At 71.5% G+C, this 25,943-nt stretch carries 27 protein-coding genes; 15 read left to right on the top strand and 12 right to left on the bottom strand.

The genetic code is table 11. The features are described from left to right. Window positions 1-2: 2 nt before the first annotated feature. The gene (locus tag GXW76_RS06555) at window positions 3-1,223 is read right to left on the bottom strand and encodes an ABC transporter substrate-binding protein (RefSeq protein ID WP_211861193.1); all 1,221 of its coding nucleotides are present in this window, start codon (window positions 1,221-1,223) and stop codon (window positions 3-5) included. A gap of 135 nt (window positions 1,224-1,358) precedes the next feature. On the opposite strand from GXW76_RS06555, the gene GXW76_RS06550 reads away from it, so the two are divergent. The 7 genes from GXW76_RS06550 to GXW76_RS06520 all read left to right on the top strand — a co-directional run bounded on the left by GXW76_RS06550 (window position 1,359) and on the right by GXW76_RS06520 (window position 7,201). After that, window positions 1,359-2,366 (top strand): NAD(P)H-quinone oxidoreductase, encoded by a 1,008-nt coding sequence (locus GXW76_RS06550; RefSeq protein WP_211861192.1) that lies wholly within the window; start codon window positions 1,359-1,361, stop codon window positions 2,364-2,366. 2 nt (window positions 2,367-2,368) lie between these two features. After that, window positions 2,369-3,106: an SDR family oxidoreductase gene (locus GXW76_RS06545; protein WP_211861191.1), complete on the top strand. Its 738-nt coding sequence runs from the start codon at window positions 2,369-2,371 to the stop codon at window positions 3,104-3,106. A gap of 75 nt (window positions 3,107-3,181) precedes the next feature. Beyond that, window positions 3,182-3,922, top strand: a complete 741-nt coding sequence (locus GXW76_RS06540; RefSeq protein WP_211861190.1) for an SDR family NAD(P)-dependent oxidoreductase — start codon at window positions 3,182-3,184, stop codon at window positions 3,920-3,922. A 3-nt stretch (window positions 3,923-3,925) separates the two neighbouring features. Then, window positions 3,926-4,111 (top strand): hypothetical protein, encoded by a 186-nt coding sequence (locus tag GXW76_RS06535; RefSeq protein ID WP_211861189.1) that lies wholly within the window; start codon window positions 3,926-3,928, stop codon window positions 4,109-4,111. Window positions 4,112-4,130: 19 nt separating this feature from the next. After that, window positions 4,131-5,468 carry an NAD(P)H-dependent oxidoreductase gene (locus GXW76_RS06530; RefSeq protein ID WP_211861188.1) on the top strand — a complete coding sequence of 446 codons (1,338 nt, stop codon included), beginning with the start codon at window positions 4,131-4,133 and terminating at the stop codon, window positions 5,466-5,468. Window positions 5,469-5,516: 48 nt separating this feature from the next. Further along, window positions 5,517-6,437: a DMT family transporter gene (locus tag GXW76_RS06525; RefSeq protein WP_246513979.1), complete on the top strand. Its 921-nt coding sequence runs from the start codon at window positions 5,517-5,519 to the stop codon at window positions 6,435-6,437. Next, the gene (locus GXW76_RS06520) at window positions 6,434-7,201 is read left to right on the top strand and encodes an alpha/beta fold hydrolase (protein WP_211861187.1); all 768 of its coding nucleotides are present in this window, start codon (window positions 6,434-6,436) and stop codon (window positions 7,199-7,201) included. The genes GXW76_RS06525 and GXW76_RS06520 overlap by 4 nt, the downstream gene beginning before the upstream one ends. Before the next feature lie 21 nt (window positions 7,202-7,222). Here GXW76_RS06520 and GXW76_RS06515 read toward each other — a convergent pair whose 3' ends face one another. The 9 genes from GXW76_RS06515 to GXW76_RS06475 all read right to left on the bottom strand — a co-directional run bounded on the left by GXW76_RS06515 (window position 7,223) and on the right by GXW76_RS06475 (window position 16,131). Next, complete coding sequence (locus GXW76_RS06515; RefSeq protein ID WP_211861186.1) at window positions 7,223-8,089, bottom strand: metallophosphoesterase; 867 nt, start codon at window positions 8,087-8,089, stop codon at window positions 7,223-7,225. 49 nt (window positions 8,090-8,138) lie between these two features. Beyond that, window positions 8,139-8,786: a DNA-3-methyladenine glycosylase family protein gene (locus tag GXW76_RS06510; protein WP_338150901.1), complete on the bottom strand. Its 648-nt coding sequence runs from the start codon at window positions 8,784-8,786 to the stop codon at window positions 8,139-8,141. Beyond that, the gene (locus GXW76_RS06505) at window positions 8,783-10,060 is read right to left on the bottom strand and encodes a TRAP transporter large permease (protein ID WP_211861185.1); all 1,278 of its coding nucleotides are present in this window, start codon (window positions 10,058-10,060) and stop codon (window positions 8,783-8,785) included. Before GXW76_RS06505 ends, GXW76_RS06510 begins: the two co-directional genes overlap by 4 nt. 145 nt (window positions 10,061-10,205) lie before the next feature. Then, window positions 10,206-10,802 (bottom strand): TRAP transporter small permease, encoded by a 597-nt coding sequence (locus GXW76_RS06500; protein WP_246513978.1) that lies wholly within the window; start codon window positions 10,800-10,802, stop codon window positions 10,206-10,208. 66 nt (window positions 10,803-10,868) lie between these two features. Continuing rightward, complete coding sequence (gene dctP, locus GXW76_RS06495; protein WP_211861184.1) at window positions 10,869-11,843, bottom strand: TRAP transporter substrate-binding protein DctP; 975 nt, start codon at window positions 11,841-11,843, stop codon at window positions 10,869-10,871. Window positions 11,844-11,917: 74 nt separating this feature from the next. Then, the gene (locus GXW76_RS06490; protein WP_211861183.1) at window positions 11,918-12,565 is read right to left on the bottom strand and encodes a TerC family protein; all 648 of its coding nucleotides are present in this window, start codon (window positions 12,563-12,565) and stop codon (window positions 11,918-11,920) included. Between the two features lie 129 nt (window positions 12,566-12,694). Beyond that, window positions 12,695-13,669 (bottom strand): Bug family tripartite tricarboxylate transporter substrate binding protein, encoded by a 975-nt coding sequence (locus GXW76_RS06485; RefSeq protein WP_211861182.1) that lies wholly within the window; start codon window positions 13,667-13,669, stop codon window positions 12,695-12,697. Between the two features lie 78 nt (window positions 13,670-13,747). Beyond that, on the bottom strand, window positions 13,748-15,151 hold the full coding sequence (locus tag GXW76_RS26125; protein ID WP_211861181.1) for an L-lactate permease: 1,404 nt from the start codon (window positions 15,149-15,151) through the stop codon (window positions 13,748-13,750). Continuing rightward, window positions 15,148-16,131 carry an MBL fold metallo-hydrolase gene (locus tag GXW76_RS06475; RefSeq protein ID WP_211861180.1) on the bottom strand — a complete coding sequence of 328 codons (984 nt, stop codon included), beginning with the start codon at window positions 16,129-16,131 and terminating at the stop codon, window positions 15,148-15,150. Before GXW76_RS06475 ends, GXW76_RS26125 begins: the two co-directional genes overlap by 4 nt. On the opposite strand from GXW76_RS06475, the gene GXW76_RS06470 reads away from it, so the two are divergent. Next, window positions 16,130-16,570, top strand: a complete 441-nt coding sequence (locus GXW76_RS06470) for a gamma-glutamylcyclotransferase family protein (protein ID WP_211861179.1) — start codon at window positions 16,130-16,132, stop codon at window positions 16,568-16,570. The genes GXW76_RS06475 and GXW76_RS06470 overlap by 2 nt on opposite strands. A 49-nt stretch (window positions 16,571-16,619) precedes the next feature. Next, window positions 16,620-17,873: an aminotransferase class I/II-fold pyridoxal phosphate-dependent enzyme gene (locus tag GXW76_RS06465; RefSeq protein ID WP_211861178.1), complete on the top strand. Its 1,254-nt coding sequence runs from the start codon at window positions 16,620-16,622 to the stop codon at window positions 17,871-17,873. 39 nt (window positions 17,874-17,912) lie between these two features. Here the strand turns inward: GXW76_RS06465 and GXW76_RS06460 are convergent, their stop codons facing one another. Continuing rightward, window positions 17,913-18,779, bottom strand: coding sequence for a DMT family transporter (locus tag GXW76_RS06460; protein WP_246513977.1), 867 nt, complete (start codon window positions 18,777-18,779; stop codon window positions 17,913-17,915). 236 nt (window positions 18,780-19,015) lie between these two features. Between GXW76_RS06460 and GXW76_RS06455 the strand changes: the two genes are divergently transcribed. Genes GXW76_RS06455 through GXW76_RS06445 form a run of 3 tightly spaced genes read left to right on the top strand, consistent with a single transcriptional unit; the run spans window position 19,016 to window position 21,202 of the window. Beyond that, window positions 19,016-19,162 (top strand): hypothetical protein, encoded by a 147-nt coding sequence (locus tag GXW76_RS06455; RefSeq protein WP_211861177.1) that lies wholly within the window; start codon window positions 19,016-19,018, stop codon window positions 19,160-19,162. Further along, entirely contained in the window at window positions 19,159-19,920 is a 762-nt protein-coding gene (locus GXW76_RS06450; protein ID WP_211861176.1) for an SDR family NAD(P)-dependent oxidoreductase, read from the top strand. Before GXW76_RS06455 ends, GXW76_RS06450 begins: the two co-directional genes overlap by 4 nt. A gap of 58 nt (window positions 19,921-19,978) precedes the next feature. Beyond that, on the top strand, window positions 19,979-21,202 hold the full coding sequence (locus GXW76_RS06445) for a flavin-containing monooxygenase (protein ID WP_211861175.1): 1,224 nt from the start codon (window positions 19,979-19,981) through the stop codon (window positions 21,200-21,202). 13 nt (window positions 21,203-21,215) lie between these two features. Here GXW76_RS06445 and GXW76_RS06440 read toward each other — a convergent pair whose 3' ends face one another. Then, the gene (locus tag GXW76_RS06440; RefSeq protein WP_211861174.1) at window positions 21,216-22,361 is read right to left on the bottom strand and encodes a M20/M25/M40 family metallo-hydrolase; all 1,146 of its coding nucleotides are present in this window, start codon (window positions 22,359-22,361) and stop codon (window positions 21,216-21,218) included. A 134-nt stretch (window positions 22,362-22,495) separates the two neighbouring features. Between GXW76_RS06440 and GXW76_RS06435 the strand changes: the two genes are divergently transcribed. From GXW76_RS06435 to GXW76_RS06425, 3 genes are all read left to right on the top strand, one after another. Continuing rightward, a complete protein-coding gene (locus GXW76_RS06435; RefSeq protein WP_211861173.1) occupies window positions 22,496-23,386 on the top strand; it encodes a TauD/TfdA family dioxygenase in 891 nt (296 codons plus the stop codon). A 151-nt stretch (window positions 23,387-23,537) separates the two neighbouring features. Continuing rightward, window positions 23,538-24,392, top strand: coding sequence for a KPN_02809 family neutral zinc metallopeptidase (ypfJ, locus tag GXW76_RS06430; RefSeq protein ID WP_211861172.1), 855 nt, complete (start codon window positions 23,538-23,540; stop codon window positions 24,390-24,392). A gap of 76 nt (window positions 24,393-24,468) precedes the next feature. Continuing rightward, window positions 24,469-25,923, top strand: coding sequence for a M81 family metallopeptidase (locus GXW76_RS06425; protein ID WP_211861171.1), 1,455 nt, complete (start codon window positions 24,469-24,471; stop codon window positions 25,921-25,923). Window positions 25,924-25,943 lie beyond the last annotated feature (20 nt).

Raw genomic sequence — 25,943 nt, 5'->3', positions numbered from 1 at the left:
TCTTACGCGCCCATTTGCGGCCGCAGCTGCGCCACCGCTGCCTGGGCCGGGAAGACCGTGACCTGGCGCCCGCCCTGCCACTGCAGCAGGAAGGGTCGCACGCGGGTGTTCTGCCCACGCTCGTCGAAGCGCACGCCCCAGCCGGTCGGCGTGGTGCCTTCCGCCACGTCGGTCGCCAGCACCGCGGTGCGGATGCGGTCCTTGTCGGTCCCGCCGGCGCGCTGCACGGCATCGAGGTAGACCCGCGCGCCGAAATAGTTGGCCAGCGAATGCCCCGAGCGCGGGTCGGAGCCATAGCGCCGCTTGTAGAGCTCGACGAAGGCGGCGACGCCCGGCGCGTACTGCTCGTTCACCGCGAACTGGGTGAAGTCCACGTTCATCACGCCATCGAAGGCCGGGCCGACGGCGCGCGCGGTGTCGGTCAGCGAGTAGCCGGCGCCGGAGCCGATCACCATGCGCGGCTTCCAGTTGGCTTCCTGCATGCCGCGGAAGAACAGCACGATGTCGTTCTGGTAGCCGGTGTGCAGCACGATGTCGGCGTTCACGCCGCGCAGGCGCTGGATGACGGAAGACAGATCGACCGACCGCGCCGAATAGGCGAGCTTCTCGACCTGGTTCAGCCCGCGCTGGCGGATCTGCGCTTCCTGGAAGCCGCTCACGGTCTGGCCGTAGAGCGCGTCCTCATGGAGGATCGCGATCTTCAGCGTCTTCGGATCGATGCCATAGGCCGGCGCCAGCGCATCGACGATGCCGCCGACCGTCGCGGCGCCGAAGTCGGAAGACCGCGGGCAGGTGCGGAAGACGTAGCGGAAGCCGCGCTCGGTGATGGGGTCGGAGATCGCACCCATCTCGAAATACGGCACGCCCTGCAGCTCGGTCACCTGGGTCGCGGCGAAGGCGAGGGGGGAGGCGTAGGTGCCGAACACGGCGACGACGCGCTCGACGGACATCAGGCGGCGGACCTCGCCGATCGCCTGGTTCTGGTCCACCGCGTCGCCCTTCATCAGGCGGACCTGCCGGCCGAGCACGCCGCCGGCGGCATTGCGCTCCTCGACGGCCACTTCCAGGCCGCGGAAGCTCTCGTCGCCCAGCAGGGCCAGGCCGCCGGAGAAGGGATAGAGGGCGCCGAACTTGATCTCGCCTCCCTGGGCCGCGGCGAAGCGCGGCGCGACGGCAGCGGCGGCGAGCCCGCCCAGCAAGGGGCGGCGACGAATGGCGACCATGAACTTCCTCCGTGACTTCGAGTTGGCCGGGATGTTCCGCGCCCTGGCGCGCCCTGGCAAGCCCGTCCCGCCGCCTTGACGCGCGGGCGTCGCGGGGAGAATGGTCCCCGCGACGCATCGAGGGGAAATGACGCGATGACCGGCTTGCCGCAGGAGATGACCTTTATCACCCATGGGGCCGGCGGTGGCGCGGACGTGCTGACCCCCGCCCGCGGCCCGCTGCCCGCGCCGAAGCCGGACGAGGTGTTGATCCGCGTCATGGCGACGGGCGTGAACCGCCCGGATGTCCAGCAGCGGCTCGGTTCCTATCCGCCGCCGCCGGGCGCGAGCCCGATCCTCGGCCTGGAATGCTCGGGCGAGGTCGTCGCGGTCGGCGATGCCGTGAAGCGCTACAAGGCCGGCGACAAGGTCTGCGCCCTGACCAATGGCGGCGCCTACGCGGAATACTGCACGGCCCCCGAGGCCCAGACCCTGCCCTGGCCGGCCGGCTACGATGCGACTCGCGCCGCGGCCCTGCCGGAGACCTATTTCACCGTCTGGGCCAACCTGTTCGGCCATGGCCGGTTGCAGGCGGGCGAGACGGTGCTGGTCCATGGCGGCACCTCGGGGATCGGCGTCACCGCCATCCAGCTCGCCAAGGCCTTCGGCGCACGGGTCTTCGCCACCGCCGGCACGGATGCGAAGTGCGAGGCCTGCCTGCGCCTCGGTGCCGACGCCGCGATCAACTACAAGTCCCAGGACTTCGCCGAGGAGGTGAAGCGCCTGACCGACGGCAAGGGCGTGGATGTCATCCTCGACATGGTCGGCGCCGCCTATTTCCAGCGGAACCTGCGCAGCCTCGGCTGGGACGGGCGGCTGGTGCTGATCGCCTTCCTCGGCGGCCACCAGGCGGATGCGGCCGACCTGCGGCCGATCATGCTGAAGCGCCTGACCGTCACCGGCAGCACCATGCGCCCGCGCACCACGGCGCAGAAGGGCGAACTGGCCGCCGCGCTGGAAGCCAAGGTCTGGCCGATGCTGGCCCAGGGCAAGTGCGGGCCGGAGATCTACAAGACCTTCCCGCTCGCCCAGGCCGCCGAGGCGCATCGCCTGATGGAGAGCAGCAAGCATGTCGGCAAGATCATGCTGACCGTGGCGGCCTGACCATGACCGCCGCGACGCATGCGGGCCGCGTCGCGATCGTCACCGGCGCCGGTCGCGGCATCGGCGCGGCGATCGCGGCGGAACTGGCTGCTCGCGGCGCGAAGGTCGCGGCGCTGGAAGCCGACCCGGCGCTGGCTGCGGAAGCCGGCGCCATCCTCTGCGACGTCGCAGACCGCGCCGCGGTGGACGCCGCCTGCGCGCGGGTCGAGGCCGAACTCGGCCCGGTGGACATCCTGGTGAACAACGCCGGCATCAGCCCCAAGCACGATGGCCGCGCGGCCGCCGTGCAGGAGATGGACCCGGCCGAGTGGGACCGCGTGCTCGCGGTGAACCTGACCGGCGCCTGGAACCTGATCCGCCGCCTGACGCCCGGCATGGTCGCGCGCCGGTCGGGGCGGATCGTCAACCAGTCCTCCATCGCGGGGAAGGCGTACACACCCATCGTCGCCTGCCACTACGCGGCGACCAAGGCGGCGCTGATCGGGCTGACGCGCCACCTGGCCGGGGAACTCGGCCCGCACGGCATCACCGTGAACGCCATCGCGCCGGGGCGCATCGCGACGCCGATGGTCGCCGTCGCCGGCGGGGCGACCAACGCGGCCGTGATGGCCGAGACGCCCCTGCGCCGCCTCGGCACGCCGGAGGAAGTGGCGCGCGCCGTCTGCTTCCTGACCGGGCCCGATGCGGAATTCGTGACCGGCCAGACGCTGGACGTCGCCGGCGGATGGATGATGACCTGACACGACGCTGCCCGGGTTAAGCTGCGGGCCCTTGGCCCTTCGTCATCGGCACACGGGCTTCGAAAGGGGGAAGGCATGTTCGACCTGACCGGCAAGGTGGCGCTGCTGACCGGCGCCAATGGCGGCATCCCGCGCGCGACGGCCGCGCTCTTCCGCCGCCTCGGCGCGCATCTGGTGCTGACCGACCTGGATCCCGCCGTGCTCGAGGAATTCGCCAAATCCCTCCCCGCCGCCGGGGGCCGCATCCTCACCGCCCGCGTGGACGTCACCGACCGCGAGGAGGTGGACGAGGCCGTCGCCATGGCCGGGCGCGAGTTCGGCGGCATCGACATCCTCGTCACCGGCGCGGGCCTCTATGTCGAGCAGGAAGTGCCCGCGATGTCCGATGAGGACTGGCGGCGCACCATCGGCGTGAACCTCGACGGCGTCTTCTACGCCTGCCGCGCGGCCATGCCGCTGCTGCGCAAGGGTGGCAGCGTGGTGAACATCGCCTCCATGGCGGGGCATCGCGGTTCGGTCCGGCACGCGCATTACGCGGCCTGCAAGGCGGCAGTGCTCGGCTTCACGCGGTCCCTGGTGCACGAACTCAGCCCGCGCGGGGTGCGCGCGAACTGCGTCTCGCCGGGCATCATCGCAACGCCGATGACGGAAGCCATCATGGCGCAGAACGGCACGGCGCTGATCACCGCGACGCCGATGAAGCGCTTCGGCACGCCGGAGGAAGTCGCCTCCGTCATCGCCTTCCTTGCCTCCGACGCCGCCGCCTTCGTCACCGGGGAGACGGTGCACATCAACGGCGGCCTCTACATGGACTGAGAGATGTTCCTCGCGCTGCTCGCCGCTGCCGTGCTGCTCGCCATCCTCGTCGCGCGCCTGCCGCGTGGCGGCGGGCGGGCTTTCGCAGCGGGCGGAGCGGTGCTCGCCCTCGCCGGCGCCGCGTTGGTCCTGCTGCGCCGCGGGCAGTTGCCCGGCCATGGGCCGCGCCGCTGGCATTCCCCTTCCTGACCGACGGATTCCGCACCCCGTGAACCTGCACCGCCTGCTGCTGAAGCGCGCCGCCGAAGACCGCCCCATCCGCATCGCCCAGATCGGCGCCGGCAAGTTCGGCTCCATGTTCCTGCACCAGGCGCGCACCACGGCAGGGATGCACGTGACCGGCATCGCCGACCTGTCCATCCCGCGCGCCCGTGCCGCGCTCGCCCGCATCCACTGGCCGGACGGGTCCTACGATGCCGCGTCGCTCGACGACGCCATCGCGACCGGCGCCACCCACCTGGCGCAGGACGCCATGGCGCTGATCGCCGACCCGCGCATCGAGGTGGTGGTGGAATGCACCGGCGATCCCGCCGCCGGCCTGCGCCATGCCCGTGCCGCCATCGCCCACGGCAAGCACGTGGTGATGGTGAACGTCGAGGCCGATGTCCTCGCCGGCCCTCTGCTGGCACGCGAGGCCGCGAAGGCCGGCGTCGTCTATTCCATGGCCTATGGCGACCAGCCCGCCCTGGTCTGCGAGTTGGTGGACACCCTGCGTGCCGATGGCTTCAACGTCGTCGCCGCCGGCAAGGGCACCAAATACCTGCCGCATTTCCACGCCAGCACGCCCGCCACCGTCTGGGATTTTTACGGGTTGAGCGCGGAGCAGGCGAAGGCGGGCGGGATGAACCCGCAGATGTTCAATTCCTTCCTCGACGGCACGAAGTCCGGGATCGAGATGGCGGCCATCGCCAATGCCACCGGCCTCGAACCGCCCGAGGACGGGCTCGCCTTCCCGCCCGCCGGCACCTCGGAACTCCCCGCCATTCTGCGCCCGCACAACGAGGGCGGCATCCTGCCGTGCAAAGGCATGGTGGAGGTCGTCTCCTCCGTCCGCCGCGACGGTTCCGAGATCCCGGACAATCTCCGCTGGGGCGTCTATGCGGTGTTCGAGGGCGAGACCGAATACGCCCGCCGCTGCTTCACCGAGTACGGCGTCGCGACCGATCCTTCCGGCCGCTACGCCGCGCTGTGGCGGCCCTACCACTTCATCGGGCTGGAACTCGGCGTCTCGGTCGCCTCCGCGGCGCTGCGGCGGGAGCCGACCGGCTGCTCCGATTCGTGGCGCGGCGACGTGGTCGCCGTGGCCAAGCGCCCGCTGAAGGCCGGCGTGGTGCTGGACGGCGAGGGCGGCGCCTGCGTCTGGGGCAAGTGCATCCCGGCCGCCCGTTCCCGCGCGCTCGGCGCACTGCCGATCGGCCTCGCCCACGGCATCCGCCTGACGCGCGACGTGCCGGAAGGCGCGATCGTCACCGCCGTTGACGCCCCGCCCGATGCCTCCATAGATGCGGTGCGCACGCGTGCGGAGATGGTTGCCGCCTGCGGCTGAACGTGTCACGCACATCGGCTTTCCAGAAGTTGGAAATCCCGCTCAAGATTGAAACGGGGCCGCGTCGCGACACGGGTCCGTGCCACCACCTGGGACCTCTGCGCCTCCGTCATGCGTTCGGCCTTCCACCTTCTGATCGTCGCCATATTCCTGTTTGGCGGCGCCTGGCCCGTGACCAAGGCGGCGCTCGCGCACGCCACGCCGATGTGGTTCGCGGTCGGGCGGGCGGGGCTCGCGGCTCTCGTCTCGGCGCTGCTGCTTGCCGCTCTCGGGCGGCTGCACCGGCCGAAGCGGGCCGACATGCCATCCGTGCTTGCCCTCGGCCTGCTGCAGCTCGGCGCCTTCTTCGTGCTGGCGCATGCCGCGGTGGCGATGGTGGAAGCCGGGCGCACCGCCATCATCTCGGCGGTCGTCACCTATTGGCTGATCCCGCTTTCCGTCCTGGTGCTGGGGGAGAAGGTGCCGGCGCACCGCTGGGTCGCGGCGGGGCTGGGCCTCGCCGGCGTCGCGGCGCTCGCGGGCCCCTGGGCGGTGGACTGGACGGACCGCACGCAGCTCACCGGCCACCTGATGCTGATGGCCGCCGCGCTGTTCTGGACGCTGGCGATCGTCGCCACCCGCAAATGGCCGCCGCGCACGCCGGTCTTCGAGCTGCTGCCCTGGTGCTTCGGGCTGGCGACGCTGCTGATCCTGCCCTTCGCCCTGGTGCTGGAACCGCAGGGCGGCATCTTCGGTCCCTCCTGGCCCTACATGCTGTATATCGGCCTGATCGTGGCTCCGATCGGGACATGGTGCGTGATCGAGGTCGGCCGCCGGCTCCCCGGCGCCGTGGCCTCGGTCGCCTTCCTGCTGGTGCCGGCCTTCGGCGTGCTGGTCAGCACCCTCTGGCTCGGCGAGCGGATCGGCTGGGACCTGGCGCTGGGTGGCGGGCTGATCGTCGCCTCGGTGGCGCTGGCGGCACGCGAATGATCCTCGCCTCGACCGAGGCGGGGGAGGGCCCGCCGCTGATCCTGCTGCACGGCCTGTTCGGCGCCGGGCAGAACTGGGGCGCGATCCGCCGGGCGCTCGCCCCGCGCCATCGCGTGCTGACGCCGGACCTGCGGAACCATGGCGCCTCCGCGCGCGCAGCGGAGATGACCTACGCCGCCATGGCCGCCGACATCGCCGAGACGCTGGACGCCGCCGGCATCGCGCGCGCCGCGGTGCTGGGCCATTCGATGGGTGGCAAAGCGGCGATGGCCTTCGCGCTGGCGCATCCCTCGCGCGTCGAGCGCCTGGTCGTCGCGGACATCGCCCCGGTGCGATACGCACCGACGCTGCGCGGCTACATCGCCGCGATGCAGGCGCTGCCGCTGCGCCCCGGCCTGACGCGCAAGGAGGCCGACGCCGCGCTCGCCGCCGCCATCCCCGAAGGGGGCATCCGCGGCTTCCTGCTGCAGAACCTGCGCTTCGAATCCGACCCGCCGGAATGGCGGCTGGGCCTCGCGGAAATCGCCCTCGCCATGCCGGTGATCGAGGATTTCTCCGTCCCGCCGGGCGCGCGCTACGACGGGCCGGTGCTGGTGATGGGCGGGGAACGCTCCGGCTACATCAAGCCGGAGCACCATCCTCTGTTCCGCACGCTTTTCCCGCGCGCGCGCTTCGCCACCGTGCCGGGGGCGGGGCATTGGGTGCATGCGGAGAACCCGGCGGGGTTCCTGGCGCTGCTGGAACCCTTCCTGGCCGAAGACTGACGAGGGGGCGCCGCCCCCTCGTTACCCGATCTCCACCAGGGTGATCTCCGGCGGCACCCCGAACCGCACCGGCAAGGCCGTGATGCCGAGCCCGCCCGAGACCACCAGGTCCCGCCCGCCTTCCCGAACATGTCCCCAGGCGTAGCGGTTGCCGTAGCGGGACGGGATCCGCGGCGACCAGCCCAGCACCCGGACCTGCCCGCCATGGGTGTGCCCCGAGAAGGTCACGGCCACCCGTCCCGGCACCGTGGGGAATACATCCGGTTCATGCGCCATCAGCAGCAGCGGTGTCTCGCCGGTCACACTGTCGAGCAGGCGCGGCAGGTCGTCCGCCCCGCGCCCCGCGCGGAAGGCCCAGGAGGATTCGAGCCCGCCAACCAGCACCGGCCCCGCGCGCAGCACCGCGTTGCTCAGCACCGCGATGCCCGAGGCCTCCAGCGCCCGTCCGATCATCGTCGAACCGCCGCGCCGGGCCATGGCGGCCTCGTCCTCCCACCAGTCGTGGTTGCCGTTCACCGCGAAGACGCCGAGCGGCGCTCGCAGCGCGCCGAGCCGCCGCGCGACGTCGCGTTGCGGCAGCACGCGCGTGACGAAGCGGGAGGCGGCGCCGAAATCCCCCACCAGCAGCACAAGGTCCGGCGAGAGAGCGTTGGCCGTGGCGACGATGTGCTCGATGCGGGCCTCATCCATCAGGGGTGCACCGGCGTGCAGATCCGACAGCGCGGCGACCTTCAATCGCAACCCTGCCGGCCAGCCCGGGGGCGTGAAGGCATGCCGCTGCACCGCCAGTCGCAGGAATGGCTCCACGCCGAAGCCATAGGCGCCGAGCCCGCCGCCCACCGCCGCCAGCCCGCCCGCACCGAGGAAGACGCCGCGCCGTCCGATCATGCGGCGTATCCTGCACCCGATCGTGGCGCCGCTGCGGCGCGATCCTGGCTCAGATCGCCTTGGGCTGCCGGAAGCGCCCTTCCTTGTGCAGGTCCGCCGCGCGCCAGAGATACCAGGCCGCCGTGGTGCGGAACGGCGCCCAGGCCTCGCCGATCTCCCGCAGCGCCTTGGGCTTGGGCTGTTCCTCGAGGCCGGCGGCGACGCGATACCCCTCCCGCACCCCGAAATCGTCCACCGGCAGCACGTCGGCACGGCCGAGGGTGAAGATCAGCAGCATCTCCACCGTCCACTGGCCCACGCCGCGCAGTGGGACGAGGCGCTCGATGAGTTCGGTATCCGACAGCCGCCGCGCCGCTGCCCGCGTCGGCACCACCCCCGCCGCAGCCTTCTCCGCGATGTCGCGGATGGCGAGCACCTTGTTCGCCGAAAGCCCGCAGGCGCGCATCGCCTCCGGCGTCAGGGAGAGCACCGCTTCCGGCGAGGGAAACCCCTCGCACGCGCAGCAGCCCAGGAAGCGGCCGAGGATCGCCTCCGCCGCCCGTCCATGCACCTGCTGGTGGGCGATGGCGCGGACCAGCGCCTCATAGGGCTGGCGCCGCGCCGGCTTCATGGTGAAGGGCCCGACCTGGCGGAGCACGCCCTTCAGCACGGGATCTCGCCGCAGGTGCTTCAGCGCCTCTGGCGTGCCGAGGCTCACCGGAACACCATCTGCGGCAGCGTCAGCGTGATGGCCGGGACGTAGGTGATGACCATCAGGCAGGCGAAGACCACCGCGATGAAGACCACGAGGTACTTCATCATCCTGTCGATGCTGCACCCCGCCACCTGCGCCGCGGCGAACAGGTTCACGCCGAAGGGCGGCGTGATCATGCCGAGCGCCAGGTTCACCACCATCACCGTGCCGAAATGCACGCCGTCGATGCCGAGTCGCTGCGCCGCCTCCTGCAGGATCGGCGCCAGCACGATGATGGAGGCCGAGGTCTCCACGAACATGCCGACGACGAAGAGGAACAGGTTCACCACCAGCAGGTACATCCCCGCCGTGTCGAAGGACGTGGTGAGCCACGCCGCCGCTGCGTCGGGCACGTTCTGCCGGTTGAGCAGCCAGGAGAACAGCGCCGCGCAGGCGATGATGAACATGATGACGGCGGACGACATCACCGACCTGCGGAAGATCGGGAACAGGTCCCGCAGCCCGATCTCCCGGTGCAGGAACATGCCCACGATGAGCGCATAGACCACGGCGACGACCGAGGCCTCGGTCGGCGTGGTGACGCCGCCGTAGATGCCGCCCAGCACGATCACGGGCATGACCAGCGCGAAGACCGCCTCGCGCAGGGCACGCAGGAAGGGCAGGCGGTTCTCGCCGTCCTGCTTGCCCCAGCCCATGATGCGGCACCACACCAGCACGGTGACGATCAGCGCCCCGCCGATGACGAAGCCCGGCCCGAAGCCGGCGATGAACAGTTCCGGGATCGAGGTCTGCGTGGTGACGCCGTAGAGGATCATCGGGATCGACGGCGGGATGATGACGCCCAGTTCCGCTGCCGTCGCCTGCAATGCGGCCGCGAAGCCGACCGGATAGCCCGCCTTCACCAGCGCCGGGATCATGATCGCGCCGATCGCGAAGGTGGTCGCGACCGAGGACCCGCTGATCGCCGCGAAGATCATGCAGGTGACGACGCAGGTCGCCGGCAGCCCGCCCTGGACGCCGCCCACGATCGAGCGCGCGAATTCCACCAGCCGGCGGGAGATGCCGCCGACATCCATCAGGTTGCCCGCCAGGATGAAGAACGGGATCGCCGCGAGCGGGAACTTGTCCAGCGCGACGAACAACTGCTGCGCCGCGACGATCAGCGGGAAGGAGGTGAAGCCGGCGATGCCGACGATGGCGGCGATGCCGATGGCGATCGCGACCGGGATGCTGGCCGCGAACAGCACCAGCATCACCGTGAGCATGGCGCCGGTCATATTTTCATGCCCTCAGACGCCGGGCGCGCGCATCCGCGCGCTTGGCTTGCGCGCAGCCAGGACAGCCCAGGTCTCCACTGCCGGCCGCGCGCGGTCGCGCCGTGCGCTCCCGGCACGCCTCCGGCGTGCCGCTTTGGGTGGTGCCTCATACCGCGGCCTCCAACTCCTCGGATCGGCGGTCGAGGAAATGCGCGACCGCCCCCACCATCGCGAAGACCGCACCGAAGGGGATCGCGGCATAGCCCCAGGTCATCGAGACCTCGAGCCCCGCCATCTCCTGGAACTGCACGCGCTCGGCCATCATCCAGCCGAACCAGAACATGATGCCGAGCATCGACAGGCTCGCCGCCAGGGCCGCGGCTTCCAGCGCCCGGCGCAGCGCGCCGCCGGAATACCGGTGCGCCACGTCGATCGAAACCAGCGCGCCTGCCCGCAGCGCCACCGCGATGCCGAGGAAGGCCATCCAGACCAGCGCCGTGCGCACCAGCGCCTCGGACCAGATGGAGGGGGTCTCGGTGGCGAAGCGCGCCACCACCTGCCAGAGCCCGGCGGCCACCGCGACGGCGAGCGCGAGGCTCGCCAGCAGCGCGGCGATGCCGGTGCTGAAGCGGTCGATCGCCAGGATCGCCCGCCGCAGGCCGGCGCGCGCGCCATCCCCCGACGCGGCCCAGAGGGCCACCGCCACGGTCAGCAGCGTCGCCGCCACCGTCACCTGCAAGGGCAGCAGGTTCATCGCGTTCATGCAGTCCCCCCTGATGCACGGAGGGGCACGGGTTCCGCCCGCGCCCCCGGTCGGGTCACGCCCGGCTCAGTTCGGGCGCCAGTCCCGGATGCGGCGGAGCAGCGCGCCGTCCAGCTCGCGCTCATACTGCGCGAAGGCGGCGGCGAGCGCCGTCTGGAAGGCGGCGGTATCGACCTGCGTCACCACCTGCATGCCGCGCCGGCGCAGTTCCTCGACGCCGGAATTCTCGTCCGCCGTCACCTTGTCGCGGTTGGCCTGCTGGCCGGCGCGCGCGGCTTCCATGAAGGCGGTGCGGTCGGCGGGCGACATCCGCTGCATCATCGCCGGGTTGCAGATGAGCAGGCCCGGCGAATAGACGTGGCCGGTCAGCGTCAGGTAGCGCTGCACCTGGTTCAGGTTGTTGGAGACGATCACCGGGATCGGGTTCTCCTGCCCATCCACCGTGCCCTGCTGGAGCGCGGGAACCAGTTCGCTGAACGCCATCGGCGTCGGCAGCGCGCCGAGCGTCGAGAAGGCGCGCATGTGCACCTGGTTCTCCATGGTGCGGACCTTCAGGCCGCGCACGTCGCCGGGGGTATTCACCTCGCGGCGGGAATTGGTCAGGTGGCGGAAGCCATTCTCCATCCAAATCACGCCGACCAGGCCGCGGGCGTTGAACTGCTGGAGCAGCGACTGGCCGATCTCGGAATCGAGCACGCCGCGGGCATGGGCGTAGTCGCGGAACAGGAAAGGCACGTCCACCACGCGCACGGCGGGAACGAAGTTGCCGACCGGGCCGGTGGAGCCGAGGTAGCACTCGACCGTGCCGATCTGGACGCTCTCGACGACCTCGCGCTCATTGTCGTTGCGCTGGATGTTGACGCGGTAGCGGCCGCCCGTCGCGCGCTCGAAGCTCTCCTTCAGCGCGATCGCGCCGGCGCCGTAATGGCTGGCGATCGGCAGCGGGTGCTGGATGGTGATGGTGGTCTGCGCCAGCGCGGGCGCCGCCGCGAAGGGTGCGGCGAACAGGGCGGCGAGGGCCGCGCGACGGGTCGGGCTCATGCTGTCTCCTCCAGGGCGGGCGGCTCGGTCGGCCGCCCGCATGCGAAGGCGTATAGATATGCCCGGCCGGGCCTTCAATGCGGCGCGGCTTCACCGTGCTGCGGGGCCGGGAGGGGCAGGCCGAGATGCAGCGCCGCATTGGCGTTCGCCGCACCCTCCCACATCAGCTCGATGCCGATCCATGCAATCAGCGCCACGCCGACATAGGCGATGAACTTGAAGCGGTCGAGCAGCCGCGCCAGCATCCCGCCCAGCAGGCCCATCAGCACGATCGAGACGCTGAGGCCGATCACCAGCATCACCATGTCGTTGCGCGCGACCGCCGCCACCGCGAGCACGTTGTCGAGGCTCATGGAGACGTCGGCGAGCACGATCTGCCACAGCGCCTGGACGAGGGTCTTTTCCTTCCCTTCACCCGACGCGTCCTGCTCCTCCTCGCCGTGCTGGCGGAGTTCCTTCCAGAACCCCCAGGCGATGTAGAGCAGCGCGGCGCCGCCGAGGAAGGCGATCCACCACAGGTTCAGCAGGTAGGTGGCGAAGATCGAGAACACCACGCGCAGCACCGCCGCGGCGACGATGCCGAACAGCACTGCGCGGCTGCGCAGCTTCGGCGCGAGGCCCGCGGCCGCCATGCCGATGACCACGGCATTGTCGCCCGACAGGATGATGTTGAGCCACAGGATCTCGAGGAAGCGCGGTGCCGCCGCGAACAAGCCGTCCATTTTTCACTCCCGGCGCCGCCCCGGAGGGGTACGGCTGTGCCGCGGACGCTAGTCGGCGCGAGCGCCGCGGCAAGTTTCAAGCGTGCAATCTTGAATCCATGTTCATGAAATCCGCCCGGGTGCCGCGCGTCAGTCCGCCCGGATGCCGCTGTCCCGCGCGACACGACCCCAGAGTTCTGCGTCCTCGGCAAGCCAGGATTGCAACCCGGCGGTCGGAATGCTCATCGGCTCGGTGAAGTTGGCCTTCAGCCGTTCTCGCATCGCATCGTCCATGGCCCGCTCGAAGGCCTGCCGAAGCCGCGCGAGGACCGGTGCCGGCACGCGGGACTGCGTCAGCACCCCGTTCCAGACCGAGAGGTGGTAGCCGCGCACCCCCTGCTCGTCGAGCGTCGGCACGTCCGGCAGCAGGGAGAAGCGCTGGCGCATCGTCACCGCCAGCGCCTTGACCGAACCGCCGCGCACGTGCGGCGTGGAGGTCGCGGACGCATCGAACAACAGGTCGAGGTCGCCCGCGATCATCGCTGCCACCGCAGGCGAGGAGCCGCGATAGGGCACGTGCACCACCTCGATGCCCGCCATCTTCGTCAGCATCGCCTGGGACAGGTGGGAGGAGGAGCCGTTGCCCACGGACCCGAACAGGACCTTGCCCGGTTCCGCCTTGCAGCGCGCGATGGCCTCGGCGGCGCTGGACGGGTTCCAGCGGCGCGGGTTGCAGACCAGCAGGTTCGGCATGTCGGCCATCACGCCGATGCCCGTGAGGTCGCGCCGCGGATCGAAGGCCGGATCGGGGTAGAGAACCGGATTGACGCCCTGCGTCGCCGAGGTGCCGAGCAGCAGCGTGTAGCCGTCGGGCTCCGCCAGGGCCGCGGCCTTGGCGCCGATATTGCCGCCGGCACCGGCGCGGTTCTCGACCACGATCGGCTGGCCGAGCTGGCGCGACATCGCCTCCGCCGCCAGGCGGCCCATGATGTCGGTCACGCCGCCGGGCGGGTAGGGCACGATCATGCGGACCGGCTTGTTCGGGAAAGTGCCCTGCGCCTGCACGGCCGGCGCCGCAAGCATCGTGGCGGCGGCCGTCAACGCACCCCGGCGTGTGATCCTCATCCTGACGTTCCCCTTTGGTTGGTCTTACTTGCGGAACGCAGCCTGTGCGCGCTGGCGCGCGGGCGCAAGCCCGGGGCTTCAGCGCAGCAGCGCGACCGTGGCCCAGCCGATCAGCACCACCGCGGCCAGGGAAGGCAGCAGCAGCCGCCAGATCGCCGCCGGCCTGGTCCCGTCGGCGAGCAGCCCGCAGATCATCGCGGTGACGGCGAAGGACACGCCCGCCCCCGCGGCGCCCGAGAAGTTGTGCACCGCCGGCGCCAGCAGCGGCGGCATCCCGGCGGCCAGGCCGAGCGCATTCTGCACCGGCATCAGCGCGGCGTTGGAGCCGACATTGCTGCCCGTCACCATGCCACCCGCGAGGCCGAGCACCGGCACCGCAAAGGGCGCCGCAGCCCCCAGCGCACCTGCCGCCGCCTGGGCCAGCGCCGCCGTCGCGCCGCTGCCGGCCATCAGCCGCGCCAGCAGCACGTACAGCAGCATCGCCGCCGCCGGACGCAGCGCACGCTTCAGCGCCGCCGTGGAACGCCGCGCGGGATGCTCGCGCAGCAGCAGCAGACCGGCGGCCACGGCCAGAAGCACCACCGCGACATGCGTCACGGGAAAGGCCGGCAGTGTCTCATAGGGCCGGAAGGCCGGCGGGTTCGGCACCGCGCGCGCGGCGAGCAGCGCCACCGTCAGCAGCAGGTAGGGTCCCATGGCGCGCGCCGCGCGGTCCCACCCCTCGGCACCCCGCGGCGGATCCGCGCGCCACAGCGCGGCCAGCAACGGCACGCCGGAGGCAAGGATACCAAGGATCTCGAAGGGCAGCACGCGATGCCCCAGCACCAGGATCGCCGCCATCGTCGCCAGCATGCCCGCCTGTGCCAGGCGCTCGGCCGCCGACACCGGCACCCCCGCCGCCGCGCAGAGCCGCCAGCACACCGGCCCCAGCACCATCAGCCAGGCCGCGGCCGGCAGGGCCGTGAGCGCCGCAATCTCCTGCGCCGGCACGTCCACCAGCGCCGCGCCGAGCGAGGTGCCCGGCCCGAGCCCTCCCCACGGGATCAGGCAGAGCGAGAGCAGCGCCAGCGCCGCCGCCGGCGCGCCGCCGATGCCCATGCTGCGCAGGGCGGCGAGGGCAAAGACCGCGCCGACCGCGAAGCCGGTCACGCTTTCCATGAACACGCCCATCAGCAGCGTCGCGGTGAAGATCGCGCGCGGCGTCGCCGGGCGGGCCTCGGCCGCGCCGCCGCGCCCCTCGACCGCGGCATGGAACAGCAACCCGCCCACCACCACGCCGATCGGCTGGGAGGCGAGGAAGGCACCGCGTAAGGCCTCGTCCAGCACGAAGCCGGGGAAGGAAATGCCCCCGGGCAGCGAGACGAAGGCCGCCGGCAGCGCCACGGCGATGGCCGCCAGCACCGCCGGCAGCGGCCCCGCGCGCCCCGAGAGCAGCAGCCCCACCAGCAGCAACAGCGGGGCGGATTGCAGGAGGAGCGTCACGCCTCGAGCACGAAGGTCTTGCCCACTGCGCCGGGCACCACCACCGCATCGCCATAGGCGCGCTCGAGCGCATTCAGCGCGCGCCAACCAGTGCAGTGGGAGGGGAACATCCAGCGCAGCCCGAAGCCGCCGAGATCGGCCACTGTCTGCGGGATCACCCGCTCATTCGTGCCGGACAGGTGGAAGCCGCCCATCGCCGCGAGCAGAGGGATGTGCGGCATCAGTCGCCGTGCCTCGTGCAGCACGTTGACGATGCCGCAATGCGAGCAGGCGGAGAAGACGACCAGCCCCTGGCCGCGCAGGTGGACGGCGACGAAACGCTCATCCGAAAGCCATTCGTCCGGCTCCCAGGGTGCATCGTCCGAGCCGCGCGCGACCTGGCCGGGCAGGCCGGTCTCGTAGTCGGTCACGCGCGGGATCTCCCCGCTGACCAGCACATGCCCCGCGATCACCGCCGGCTCGCGGGAGACCTGCGGCGCGGCGCCCATCGCTTCCCATTCGGCGGGCGAGGGCACGCGGTCCATCGGCAGCACGCCGCCATCCGCCTGGCGACTGCCGCGCTCGCGGAACATGCCGGGATGCAGGTGCAGCGGCACGGCGCGCTTGCCATTGGCGGCGCGGACCATCGCGATCGCCTGGGGTAGGCCGCCGGCATGGTCCCAGTGCCCGTGGGAGAGGACCATCGCCTCGATGGCGCCGAAATCGACGCCGAGGCGCGTGCCGTTGCGCTCCACCGCGTAGTCCACCGGGCCGCCGTCGAAGAGCACGCTGCGGCGCTCGCCATCGGCCTCGACCGTGATGACGAGGGACAGGCCATGATTCGCGCAGCAGAGCGATCCGCCCGAGGTGCGCTTCATGCCCATCCGCTGCAGCCGCACCCATTCGCGCGTCACGAAGGGCGGCGTGGTGGAAAGGCTGTCCGTGACGTTGTCCACTAGGACGGTTATCTCGATCCGGTCCACCGGTGGGGGCGACTGCATGCCTGACTTCCTCCCTGAACCCTACGCAGCCTATGGCAGCAACCTCTGGCACGACCAGATGCGCCGGCGCTGTCCCGACGCCGAGGTTGCCGGCAGCCTGGTCCTGCCCGGCTGGCGCTTGGTGTTGCGCAAGTATGCGTTGATCGAGCGCGACGACGACGCGGCCTGCCCGGTCGGCCTGTGGCGCGTGACCGCGGCGGACCTGGCGGCGCTCGACCGCTTTGAGGGCCCGCACACCTACACGCGCACGAAGGTCGCGCTGCCCGATGGCGGCATGGCCTGGACCTATGAGGAAATCGTCCACCGCCCCGGCCCGCCCGCGCCGGAATACGTGCAGCGGCTGCGCCACGGCTACCGCGACTTCGCCTTCGACAGCGCGCCGCTCGACGCGGCCATCGCCGCGTCGGGCTTCGGCGGTCGCGCGCAGGTCCGGGGATAGCGAACTTCGTCAAAATGCTCGCTTCCGCGGCTGCCGGCGCAATATTGTGATGGGCGGTGGCGACGTGCGGATGCTCGGCTCCGCCGGCGCCCGGGACCTGCAACGGGAGCGCACGATGGTCATCGCGCCCATTTCCAGCCGCATCCGGCAGAGCGCGGACGAGAAGCGCGCCGTGGTGAAATTCGGCCAGCGCATCTTCAGCGGCGGACTCGGCCCGGATGCCTGCGACTTCCTGTTCGGCAACCCGCAGGAGATGCCGCTGCGCGGCTTGGTGGAGGCGCTGATCCGCCACGCCGAGCCGCGCGACACGCAGTGGTTCGCCTACAAGCAATACGAACCGGTGGCGCAGGAGGCGGTCGCGCGGTCGCTGACCCGCTCGCGCGGGCGGCCCTATGCAGCGGCCGATGTCGCCATCACGGCCGGCGGCTTCGGCGCCATCGCCGCGGCGCTGCTGGCGGTGCTCGAACCGGAGGAGGAAGTGCTCTACCCGCGCCCCGGCTGGTTCAACTACGGGGTGCTGACGCGTGGCGCCGGCGGGACGCCCGTGCCGGTGGATCTCGTGCCGGACAGCTTCGACCTCGACCCTGGCGCGATCGCCGCAGCGATCAGCCCGCGCACGCGTGTCGTCGTGGTGAACACGCCGCACAATCCGACCGGGCGCATCTATCCGCGCAGGCAGCTCGATGCGCTCGCGCGCGTCCTCGCCGAGGCCTCCGCGCGGCACGGCAAGGTCATCTATCTCCTGGCCGACGAGCCGTATGCGCGCATCGTGCTCGACGGGCGAACCCATGTCGGCCCGGCCGAAAGCTACCCCTACACGCTCATCGCCTATTCCTATGGCAAGACGTTGCTTGCGCCGGGTGAGCGCCTGGGCTGGCTTGCGCTCGGCCCGGACATGCCCGAACCGGATCGCGTCAGGCTGCGCGAGGCGGTCACGACGGCGCAGGTCGCGCATGGGTGGGGGTTCGCAGGGCGCACGCTGCAGCGCGCGCTGCCGGAACTCGAGGAACTCTGCATCGACATCGCCGCCCTGCAGAGCCGAGTGAGGCGCATGGTCGAAGGACTGCGTGCGGCGGGCTACGAGGTGCCGATGCCGGAAGGCACCTTCTACCTGATCCCCCGCTCTCCGGTGCCGGACGACAGGGCCTTCGCGGCGCGGCTCGCGGAAGGGGGCGTATGGGTTCTGCCGGGCAGCCTCTGCGACCTGCCGGGGCGGCTGCGCATCAGCCTGACGGCGAACGACGCGATGGTCGAGCGATCCCTGCCGGTCTTCGCGCGCGCGATCAGGGAGGCGCGCCGCTGACGCCCGGCCGCCGTCGCCGCGCGTGCGGGCACGGAAAGGCTATTGCCGCCGCGCCTCCGCGACGGTGATCACCACCGCGCCCGCGAGGATCACCGCCGCGCCCGCCCAGGTCCAGCCGTCCGGCACCTCATGGAAGATCGCCCAGCCGAAACCTGCGACCACCACCAGCCGCAGGTATTGGAACGGCGCCAGTGCCGAGGCCTCCCCATGACGATAGGCCGAGGTGAGCAGCCAGATGATCGCCGGCGTGAACAGCGCGAAGCCGAGCAGGAACGCCAGGTCGAACGATCCGAGCGGCACCCAGGCCATCACCGCGAAGGGCGTCACGCCCGCCGTCGTCACCAGCCCGACCCAGGCCATGATGGTGGAGTTCCTCTCGCTGCGCGCCAGCACGCGCGAAGACAGAGTGATCCCGCACCAGGCCGTCGCCGAGGCGATCGCCAGCGCCACGCCGACCAGCGAGACCGATGTCCCCGGCCGCAGCATCACCGCCACGCCGAGGAATCCCGCGATCGTCCCCGCCCAGCGCCAGCGGTCCACGCGCTCGCCCAGCACCGGCCCGGCGAGCAGCGTGGTGAACATCACGTTGGTGAAGGACAGCACCGTCGCGGTGGCAAGGTCGAGCGGCCCGAAGGAGGCGTAGTAGAACCCCCAGGTCAGCAGGCTGCACGTTCCGCGCAGCAGATGCAGCCCGGGCCGCGCGCTGCGGAAGACCTCAAGGCCGGAATGCGCGACCAGCGGCGCCACCCACAGCAATTGCCCCGCGGCGCGCGCGAAGACCTGCACCTCCATCGGGATGCCGCGCTGGTTCATGAAGCGGATCGCCAGTGCCTCCGCCGCGAAGAGCACGGCGGCGAGCGCCATCAGCAGCCCGCCGCGGAGATTCCCCGAAAGTCCCTGGAGCATTGACGGCCGCAGCCTCCGGCGTAGCGTCCGGCAGATAGCGGCGGCGCGTGAACGTCGTCCAGGCGGGAAAGGGCGGGATGGCGAAGGAAGCGGCTCGGGCGGCGGCGCGGGGCGCGGTGGACCGCGGTCCCATCCCGGCCTGTGGCGCGCGGGTGCGATCGGCGCGGCGCCGGTGCGTGCGCGCCACGCGGTGGTCTTGGTGGGCATCGAGAAGGACCACGTCGCTGCGATCTCCGATGCTGCGCACGGGCCTGCCATCGAAGGACCCGTCGATCCGCATCGATTGCCCCATCGTGCGTCGCCGGGTGGCCATGACCCATGAATGCGAAGCCGGCACGCGCCCCATGGCGGATGCCAAACTGACGGAGCTGATGTCGCCATGAAGGAATACGACTTCGCCGACGTGACGGTCGCGGTGACCGGCGCGGGCCACGGCTTCGGCCGCGCCATCGCGCAATCCTTCGCCGCGCTCGGCGCGCAGGTCTATGCGACCGACCTCTCGGCCGAGGAACTCGAGGAGACCGCCGACCATCCCGGCGCCATCCACACCAGCGCCTTCGACCTGACGGCGCAGGGCGCCGCGGCCGCCTGGATCGCCGATGTCGAGAAGCACGCGGAAGGCCCGGTCGGCGTGCTCGTCTCCAATGCCGGCGGTGTCCGCGGCCAGGTGATGCGGCCGGTCGAACAGGTGCCCGACGCCGATTGGCACGACATCATCGCCATCAACCTGCATGCGCATTTCGCGCTCGCCAAGGCGGTGGCGCCGGGAATGAAGCGCGCCGGCCATGGGCGCATCGTCACCATCAGCAGCGGCGCGGGGCTGCAGCCCTCGCGCACCGGCATCCAGGCCTATACCAGCGCGAAGCACGGGCTGGTCGGGCTGACGCGGCAGCTCGCGCACGAACTCGGCCCGCACGGCATCACCGTGAACAGCGTCGCGCCGGGGCTGATCCTGTCCAACCCGTCCAGCATCGGGCAGTGGGAGGGCTACGGGCCGGAAGGGCAGGCGCGGGTGATCTCCTCCATCGCGCTGCGCCGGCTCGGGGAGGCACAGGACATCGCGAATGCGGTGATGTTCCTCGCCTCGCCCATGGCGAACTACGTGAATGGGCAGGTGTTGAGCGTGGACGGCGGCAAGTAGAGCCGCCGGACGCCAGTTCGCCTTGGAGCGGGGCGGCGGCAGGCCCTAGGCTCATGTCATGGCGGAGTTCATCGAGACGATCGTCATCGGCGCCGGCCAGGCCGGCCTCGCGATGAGCCATCACCTCGCGCAGCGGGGGCGCGAGCATGTGCTCCTCGAACGCGCGCGCATCGCCGAGCGGTGGCGCAGCGAGCGATGGGATTCGCTCTACTTCCAGTTCCCCAACCGCATGATGCGCCTGCCCGGCCATGCCTATGCCGGCGACGACCCGGACGGCTTCACGCATCGCGACGGCGTCGTCCGCTTCATCACGGACTACGCGATGCGCAACGCCGCGCCGGTCCGCTGCGGCATCGAGGTCACCGCGCTGCGCCGCGCCGACAATGGCAGGCTCCGTATCGAGACCGGCGCCTTCGCCATGGAAGCCGCGAACGTCGTCGTGGCGACCGGCCCCTACCAGGTGCCCAAGGTGCCGCCTGCAGCCGCGGGGCTTCCGCCCGGTATCCAGCAGGTGACGGCCAATCGCTACACGAACCCCGGAGAACTGCCGCCAGGCGGCGTCCTGGTCGTGGGTTCGGGCGCCTCCGGTTTCCAGATCGTCGAGGACCTGCTGCAGCAGGGGCGCCGCGTGCACTATGCGCTCCGTGGCCATCGCCGCGTGCCGCGCAGCTACCGCGGGCGGGACTTCGGCATCTGGAACGAGCAGTCGGGCTTCACCAGCCGGGTGGCGCGCACCATTCCGCCCGGCTTTCGGCCGCCGCTGGTCACGGGCCACAAGGGCGGCCACACCGCGAATGTGCGGCGTCTCGTGCAACGCGGCGTCACGCTGCTGGGCAGCCTGCGCGGCATCGAGGACGGGCGCGTCTTCCTCAATGCCGACCTGAATGCGAGCCTTGATGCCGGCGACGAGGATTTCCGCGCGACCCTGCGCGAGATCGACGCCTACGTCGAAAGGGAGGGCATCGACGCCCCGCGCGACGAGGCCGCCGAGGCCGAGGCGCGCACCATCGGCGAACGGGTCCCGGAGGTCGAAGCGCTCGACCTCGCCTCCGCCGGCATCACCAGCGTCGTCTGGGCGCTCGGCTACGGCGTCGATTTCGGTTGGATCGCCTGCCCGGTGCGGGACGAGCGGGCCACGCTCATCCACGACCGCGGCATCACGCGTGAGCCAGGCCTGCTCTTCCTGGGCCTGCCGCGCATGCACAAGATCAAGTCCGCCTTTCTCTGGGGCGTCGGCGAGGATGCGGAGCACCTCGCCGAGCACATCGCCGGACGCGGCTGACCCGGGCCCCGGTTCACTCCAGCGTCGTCAGCAGCCCGGCCATCAGCTTCGCCCGCGGCACCAGGCTGTCGATCAGCACGTGCTCCTCCAGCGTATGTGCCAATGCGCCCTGCACGCCGAGGCCATCGAGCGTCGTCACGCCCATCGCGCCGGTGAAGTTGCCGTCGCTGCCGCCGCCGGAGGATTGCGGGTTGATGTCGAAGCCGATGCTGTTGGCGATCTTCCGCGCATGGCCAAACAGCGCCATGCCCTTCGCATCCGGCTCCCACACCGGTCGCGTCACGCCGCGCGTCACCTCCAGCGTCACGTCGTTCGCACCGGACCGCAGCGCCAGCATCCGCTCGACACCGGCATCGAGGTCTTCCTGCCGCTTGGCCATGGACAGCGACTCGGCCTCGCAGGTGGTGGAGACGCAGTTCACCCACTGCCCGCCATGGATGACGCCGACGGAGAAGGTGCAGTCCTCCGTCGTCATCTCCTCGATCGCGACGATCTGCCTCGCCATCTCGCGGATCGCGCTGCGCCCTTCCGCCAGCCGCGCGCCGGCATGGGAGGGCCGCCCCGTCGTCTTCAGGTTGAAGCGCGCGATGGCGTAGCGTCCCGTCACCACGCCGCCATCCGGGCGCGCCGGCTCCGGCACGAGCACGAACCGGTTGCGTGCGGCCTCGGCCTCGATCAGGTCGCGCGTGGACGGGCTGCCGATCTCCTCGTCGCTCGTTAGCAGGAAGGTGACGGGAAGCTTCGTCGCCATGCCGGCGGCGAGGATCAGCCGCATCGCCTCCACGCTGATCACCGTGCCGCCCTTCATGTCGAGGATGCCGGGCCCGTAGCACTTGTTGCCCTCGCGCCGGATCGGCAGCTTCTCCAGCGTGCCGACCGGATGCACCGTGTCGAGATGCGCCATGACGCAGATGCCTGGCGCGGCGTCTCCGGCCGGGTGCGGAAAGCGCGCGCGCACGCAGTCGCCGAGTCCCATCCGTCCCGGGATGCGATCGATCCGCGCGCCCATCAGCGCCAGGTCGCGGGAGGCGAGGTCCATCATCCGGTTCACCGCCGCCGCGTCGAAGGTCGGGCTCTCGCAGGCGGCCCAGCGCGTCAGGCGCGCGAGGATCTCCTCCGCGTCGAAGGGCAGGGCGGTGGCGGCGAATTCGGTCATCATGGCTCTCCGGCGTGGCTGCGCCGGGAGCCTCGCCCCGTCCGCCGCGGGCGGCAAGAGGCACGGCGCTTTCGCACCGGCCGCCCCGTCATGCTACCTTGGCGTGCATGACGCCCCCGACACGTCCCCGCCTACGCATGGTGCCCCAGACCGGGCCCGCCGTCTGGGTGGCTGCCGACCTCACCGCCGCGGACTGGATGGTGCCCGTGGGCACCGAGGAAGCCCACGAGCTCGAAGCCGCGCTGACCGCCGCGGAGGCCGCGGCGCCGGTGCCGCCCCTGGCACGCCTCGCGCCGATCCTCACGGATGTCACCGCGCGGTTGAACACCGGGCGCGGCTTCTGCCTGCTGCGCGGCCTGCCCTTCGACCGGCACGGCGCCACGGCGGCCGAGGCGGCGCTGCTGGCCCTCGGCCAGCATCTCGGCACGCCGCTGAACGGACAGGATTCGCCCGTCTCCCGCCTCATCGGCGTGCCGCCGGGGGAACTGGGCCCGGCTTCCGGCACGCCGCGCTTCCATATCGAGGCCTGCGACGCCATCGCGCTGCTCTGCCTCGTCAACGGGCCGGCGGCGCCGGTGCATGTCCTCGTCTCGGCCGGCGCCGTGCACAACGAAGTGATGCGCCGCGACCGCGCCGCGCTGGCGGAACTCTACGCGCCCGCGCCGCTGCTCGAGGACGGCGAGTCGGTCGAGCGCGCCGTCTTCACGATGACCGAGGGCGCCTTCGCCGCGCGCTACACGCGCCATGCGGTGGAGGAGGCCGCCGCCGCGCCGCAGCCCGGCGCGCCGCCGCTGCCTGCGGGCCTGCGGCCGGCCTTCGACCTGCTCGATTCCGTCTGCGCCGAGCCGGCCCTGCTGCTGCGCCTCGAACCACGCCCCGGCGACCTGCTGCTGTTCAACCCGCACCTCGTCTGGAAGCGCCGCACGCTGGCGGAAGCGCCGGCCGAGGCGCCGGAGACGGCGCAGGAATTCCGCCGGCTTCGCATCACGATGCGGCATTCCCGCCGCACTGTCGCGGAACCCGGCTGATGCGCCTTCCGATCGCCTATGCCGACATCACGGCGGCGATCATTCCCGTCTGCGCCGCGGTTGCTTCGCCGCCTGCACCGGGCGCGAAACTCTCGGCCTCTCTCCGGGTTTGACAAGGATGCTGCGCGGCCACGACTGACGGAGGAATGCCATGCGCCTGGATGGCCCCGAGAGCCGGAACGTGGAGGATCGCCGCGGACAGGGTTTCGGCGGCCGCGGCATCGCCGTGGGCGGCGGCCTCGGCGGCGTGGTGCTCCTCGTCATCGCGCTGCTGCTCGGCGTGGATCCCTCCGTGCTGCTGGAGGGCAATCCGGGGGCGCAGCAGGGATCGCCGGGCGCTCAGCGCCAGCTGACGCCGGAGGACGAGGCCGGCCGCCGCTTCGTCGCCCAGGTGCTGGGCGAGACCGAGCAGGTTTGGCACGCCGAGTTCTCCCGCCTCGGTCGCAGCTACGAGGAGCCGACGCTGGTGCTCTTCTCCGGCGCCACGCAATCGGGCTGCGGCTTCGCCCAGGCGCAGATGGGGCCCTTCTACTGCCCGAACGACCGCAAGGTTTACATCGACCTGGACTTCATGGCGGACCTGCAGCGCCGCCTGCGCGCGGGGGGCGACTTCGCCGCCGCCTACATCGTCGCGCACGAGGTCGGCCACCACGTGCAGAACCTCTTCGGCGTGCTCGGGCGTGCCGACCAGGTGCGCCGCGGCCGCGGCGAGGCCGAGTCCAACGCCATCCAGGTGCGCATCGAGTTGCAGGCCGACTGCCTGGCCGGCGCATGGGCGCGCCGCGCGCATGAAACGCGCAACATCCTCGACAAGGGCGACATCGAGGAAGGGCTGAACGCCGCCGCCGCCGTGGGTGACGACCGCATCCAGCGCGCCGGCCAGGGCTACGTCGTGCCCGAGAGCTTCACCCACGGGTCCTCGGCGCAGCGCGTGCGGTGGTTCCGGCGCGGCCTGGAGACCGGGCGGCTCGACGCCTGCGACACCTTCGCCGCCGGCAGCCTCTGACCGCGATCCACGCGCTGCACCGGCGCGGGGCTGCCGGCCCCTGGTGAGGCGGCCGGGGCGACGTTAGCCTCGCGCCATGCCGCACATCGCCGTCGCCCGCCTCTGGTTCGAAGGGAATTCCTTCACCCCCGTCCCCACGCCCCGCAGCGCCTTCGCATCCCGCGAATGGGGCAGCGGTGCGGAGCACCTCGCGCGCTATGCCGGCACGGCGACGGAACTCGGCGCGCTCGGCGCCTTCCTCGCCGTGCGGCCGGACTGGCGCGCCACGGTGCTGCCCTGCATCGCCGCCCAGCCCGGAGGACCGATGGCCGACGACGCCATGCGCGCCTGGCGGGAGGAGGTGGAGGCCGCCCTGCGCGCGCAGCGCTTCGACGGCGTCTACCTCTCGCTGCACGGCGCCTGCGTGACGGAATCCGACCCCGAGGCGGACGCGACGACGATCTCCCGCATCCGGTCCATCGTCGGGCGTGGCGTGCCGATCACCGCCTCCTTCGACTTCCATGCCAACATGGCGCCGGAGATCGCGGAATGGCTCGACGGCGGCTCCGCCTACCGCACCTATCCGCATGTGGACATGGACGCGGCGGCGGCGCGCGCGTTGCGGCTGCTGAAACGCGCGCTCTCCGGCGCCCCTCGCGCGCAGGGCCACATCGCCAAGCGCCCGATGGTGCTGCACTCCTTCCACATGCGCCACGAGGCCGGCCCCATGGCCGAGGTCTGGGCCGAGGCCGCGGCGGCGGAACATGCGCCCATCCTCGACGCCTCGATCTTCGGCGGCTTCGCCTGGGGCGACAGCCCGCATGCCGGCCCTTCCGCCATGGTCTGGGCGGAGGATGCGGGCGCGGCGCGCGACCTCGCGGAACGCCTCGCGGATGCCATCGCGTCGCGCCGCGACCGCTTCGCCGTCACGCTGCCCGATCCGGCCACCGCGCTTTCCCGGGCGCTTGCCGGCCCGCCCGGCCTGGTGGCGCTGCTCGACCCGGCGGACAACCCGCTTTCCGGCGGCATCGCCGATACGCCGGGGATGCTGCGCACGCTGGTCGCGGCGCGGCTCGGGGTGCCCGCCGTCTTCGCCTTCCTGCACGACCCCGCCTCCGTCGCCGCGGCGCGGGAGGCAGGCATCGGCGCGCGCATCACCCGCCACCTCGGCGGCCAGGTGACGGAGATGTTCGGCCCGCCCGTCATCGCCGAGGTCGAGGTCGAGCGCCTGACCGACGGCCGCTTCGTCAACGAGGGACCGATGGAACGCGGTGCGCCGGTCGATCTCGGGGCCACCTGCGTGCTGCGCGCGGGCAACCTCCGCGTCATCTGCACCGACCGCAAGGAAGCCGCGGTGGATCCGGCCTTCTTCACGCTGCACGGGATCGACCTGGGCGCGACGCGGCTGCTCGCCAACAAGGCGAAGAACCACTTCCGCGCGGCTTTCAGCGACCGTTGCGCCGCCATTGTCGAATGCGACGCGCCGGGACCCGCGGCACTCGACCTCGGGGCGCTGCCCTTCCGCCATGTGCCGCGGGAATGGCGGGCCTGATCGGCGAGAATTCATGAATA

The organism is Neoroseomonas soli (assembly GCF_018129065.1).
GTDB lineage: Bacteria > Pseudomonadota > Alphaproteobacteria > Acetobacterales > Acetobacteraceae > Neoroseomonas > Neoroseomonas soli.
Note: the sequence above shows the minus strand (reverse complement) of the source record. Positions and strands in the feature narration are given on the sequence as shown.

What these genes read in the sequence shown, in the direction of transcription:
- GXW76_RS06460 (WP_246513977.1), bottom strand. Translation starts at nt 18,779, where the DNA reads ATGCTCCAGGGACTTTCGGGGAATCTCCGCGGCGGGCTGCTGATGGCG.
- GXW76_RS06490 (WP_211861183.1), bottom strand. Translation starts at nt 12,565, where the DNA reads ATGGACGGCTTGTTCGCGGCGGCACCGCGCTTCCTCGAGATCCTGTGG.
- GXW76_RS06470 (WP_211861179.1), top strand. Translation starts at nt 16,130, where the DNA reads ATGCCTGACTTCCTCCCTGAACCCTACGCAGCCTATGGCAGCAACCTC.
- GXW76_RS06500 (WP_246513978.1), bottom strand. Translation starts at nt 10,802, where the DNA reads ATGAACGCGATGAACCTGCTGCCCTTGCAGGTGACGGTGGCGGCGACG.
- GXW76_RS06435 (WP_211861173.1), top strand. Translation starts at nt 22,496, where the DNA reads ATGGTGCCCCAGACCGGGCCCGCCGTCTGGGTGGCTGCCGACCTCACC.
- GXW76_RS06545 (WP_211861191.1), top strand. Translation starts at nt 2,369, where the DNA reads ATGACCGCCGCGACGCATGCGGGCCGCGTCGCGATCGTCACCGGCGCC.
- GXW76_RS06555 (WP_211861193.1), bottom strand. Translation starts at nt 1,223, where the DNA reads ATGGTCGCCATTCGTCGCCGCCCCTTGCTGGGCGGGCTCGCCGCCGCT.
- GXW76_RS06535 (WP_211861189.1), top strand. Translation starts at nt 3,926, where the DNA reads ATGTTCCTCGCGCTGCTCGCCGCTGCCGTGCTGCTCGCCATCCTCGTC.
- GXW76_RS06455 (WP_211861177.1), top strand. Translation starts at nt 19,016, where the DNA reads ATGCTGCGCACGGGCCTGCCATCGAAGGACCCGTCGATCCGCATCGAT.
- GXW76_RS06425 (WP_211861171.1), top strand. Translation starts at nt 24,469, where the DNA reads ATGCCGCACATCGCCGTCGCCCGCCTCTGGTTCGAAGGGAATTCCTTC.
- GXW76_RS06520 (WP_211861187.1), top strand. Translation starts at nt 6,434, where the DNA reads ATGATCCTCGCCTCGACCGAGGCGGGGGAGGGCCCGCCGCTGATCCTG.
- GXW76_RS06440 (WP_211861174.1), bottom strand. Translation starts at nt 22,361, where the DNA reads ATGATGACCGAATTCGCCGCCACCGCCCTGCCCTTCGACGCGGAGGAG.
- dctP (WP_211861184.1), bottom strand. Translation starts at nt 11,843, where the DNA reads ATGAGCCCGACCCGTCGCGCGGCCCTCGCCGCCCTGTTCGCCGCACCC.
- GXW76_RS06505 (WP_211861185.1), bottom strand. Translation starts at nt 10,060, where the DNA reads ATGACCGGCGCCATGCTCACGGTGATGCTGGTGCTGTTCGCGGCCAGC.
- GXW76_RS06475 (WP_211861180.1), bottom strand. Translation starts at nt 16,131, where the DNA reads ATGCAGTCGCCCCCACCGGTGGACCGGATCGAGATAACCGTCCTAGTG.
- GXW76_RS06515 (WP_211861186.1), bottom strand. Translation starts at nt 8,089, where the DNA reads ATGATCGGACGGCGCGGCGTCTTCCTCGGTGCGGGCGGGCTGGCGGCG.
- GXW76_RS06540 (WP_211861190.1), top strand. Translation starts at nt 3,182, where the DNA reads ATGTTCGACCTGACCGGCAAGGTGGCGCTGCTGACCGGCGCCAATGGC.
- GXW76_RS06450 (WP_211861176.1), top strand. Translation starts at nt 19,159, where the DNA reads ATGAAGGAATACGACTTCGCCGACGTGACGGTCGCGGTGACCGGCGCG.
- GXW76_RS06445 (WP_211861175.1), top strand. Translation starts at nt 19,979, where the DNA reads ATGGCGGAGTTCATCGAGACGATCGTCATCGGCGCCGGCCAGGCCGGC.
- ypfJ (WP_211861172.1), top strand. Translation starts at nt 23,538, where the DNA reads ATGCGCCTGGATGGCCCCGAGAGCCGGAACGTGGAGGATCGCCGCGGA.
- GXW76_RS06465 (WP_211861178.1), top strand. Translation starts at nt 16,620, where the DNA reads ATGGGCGGTGGCGACGTGCGGATGCTCGGCTCCGCCGGCGCCCGGGAC.
- GXW76_RS06550 (WP_211861192.1), top strand. Translation starts at nt 1,359, where the DNA reads ATGACCGGCTTGCCGCAGGAGATGACCTTTATCACCCATGGGGCCGGC.
- GXW76_RS06485 (WP_211861182.1), bottom strand. Translation starts at nt 13,669, where the DNA reads ATGAGGATCACACGCCGGGGTGCGTTGACGGCCGCCGCCACGATGCTT.